This window comes from Chryseobacterium cupriresistens, assembly GCF_046614675.1.
In the GTDB taxonomy this organism is placed as follows: domain Bacteria; phylum Bacteroidota; class Bacteroidia; order Flavobacteriales; family Weeksellaceae; genus Chryseobacterium; species Chryseobacterium cupriresistens.
Genome location: NZ_JBKKJT010000018.1, coordinates 1 through 1,481, shown reverse-complemented (window position 1 = coordinate 1,481; position 1,481 = coordinate 1). Strand labels below are relative to the sequence as shown.

Genomic DNA, 1,481 nt, shown 5'->3' with positions numbered 1-1,481 from the left:
CGCCCCGAAGAACGTTTTCCAATGATGAGCACTTTTAAAGTTCTGCTATGTGGCGCGGTATTATCCCGTATTGACGCCGGGCAAGAGCAACTCGGTCGCCGCATACACTATTCTCAGAATGACTTGGTTGAGTACTCACCAGTCACAGAAAAGCATCTTACGGATGGCATGACAGTAAGAGAATTATGCAGTGCTGCCATAACCATGAGTGATAACACTGCGGCCAACTTACTTCTGACAACGATCGGAGGACCGAAGGAGCTAACCGCTTTTTTGCACAACATGGGGGATCATGTAACTCGCCTTGATCGTTGGGAACCGGAGCTGAATGAAGCCATACCAAACGACGAGCGTGACACCACGATGCCTGTAGCAATGGCAACAACGTTGCGCAAACTATTAACTGGCGAACTACTTACTCTAGCTTCCCGGCAACAATTAATAGACTGGATGGAGGCGGATAAAGTTGCAGGACCACTTCTGCGCTCGGCCCTTCCGGCTGGCTGGTTTATTGCTGATAAATCTGGAGCCGGTGAGCGTGGGTCTCGCGGTATCATTGCAGCACTGGGGCCAGATGGTAAGCCCTCCCGTATCGTAGTTATCTACACGACGGGGAGTCAGGCAACTATGGATGAACGAAATAGACAGATCGCTGAGATAGGTGCCTCACTGATTAAGCATTGGTAACTGTCAGACCAAGTTTACTCATATATACTTTAGATTGATTTAAAACTTCATTTTTAATTTAAAAGGATCTAGGTGAAGATCCTTTTTGATAATCTCATGACCAAAATCCCTTAACGTGAGTTTTCGTTCCACTGAGCGTCAGACCCCGTAGAAAAGATCAAAGGATCTTCTTGAGATCCTTTTTTTCTGCGCGTAATCTGCTGCTTGCAAACAAAAAAACCACCGCTACCAGCGGTGGTTTGTTTGCCGGATCAAGAGCTACCAACTCTTTTTCCGAAGGTAACTGGCTTCAGCAGAGCGCAGATACCAAATACTGTTCTTCTAGTGTAGCCGTAGTTAGGCCACCACTTCAAGAACTCTGTAGCACCGCCTACATACCTCGCTCTGCTAATCCTGTTACCAGTGGCTGCTGCCAGTGGCGATAAGTCGTGTCTTACCGGGTTGGACTCAAGACGATAGTTACCGGATAAGGCGCAGCGGTCGGGCTGAACGGGGGGTTCGTGCACACAGCCCAGCTTGGAGCGAACGACCTACACCGAACTGAGATACCTACAGCGTGAGCTATGAGAAAGCGCCACGCTTCCCGAAGGGAGAAAGGCGGACAGGTATCCGGTAAGCGGCAGGGTCGGAACAGGAGAGCGCACGAGGGAGCTTCCAGGGGGAAACGCCTGGTATCTTTATAGTCCTGTCGGGTTTCGCCACCTCTGACTTGAGCGTCGATTTTTGTGATGCTCGTCAGGGGGGCGGAGCCTATGGAAAATCGCCAGCAACGCGGCCTTTTTACGGTTCCTGGC

General features: G+C 50.2%; 1 protein-coding gene. It reads left to right on the top strand.

All coding sequences use genetic code 11. The features are described from left to right. Nucleotides 1-687: class A beta-lactamase (bla, locus tag ACLI50_RS22500; RefSeq protein WP_411414671.1), on the top strand; the 687-nt coding region annotated here is incomplete at its 5' end. Between the last annotated feature and the right edge of the window lie 794 nt (nt 688-1,481).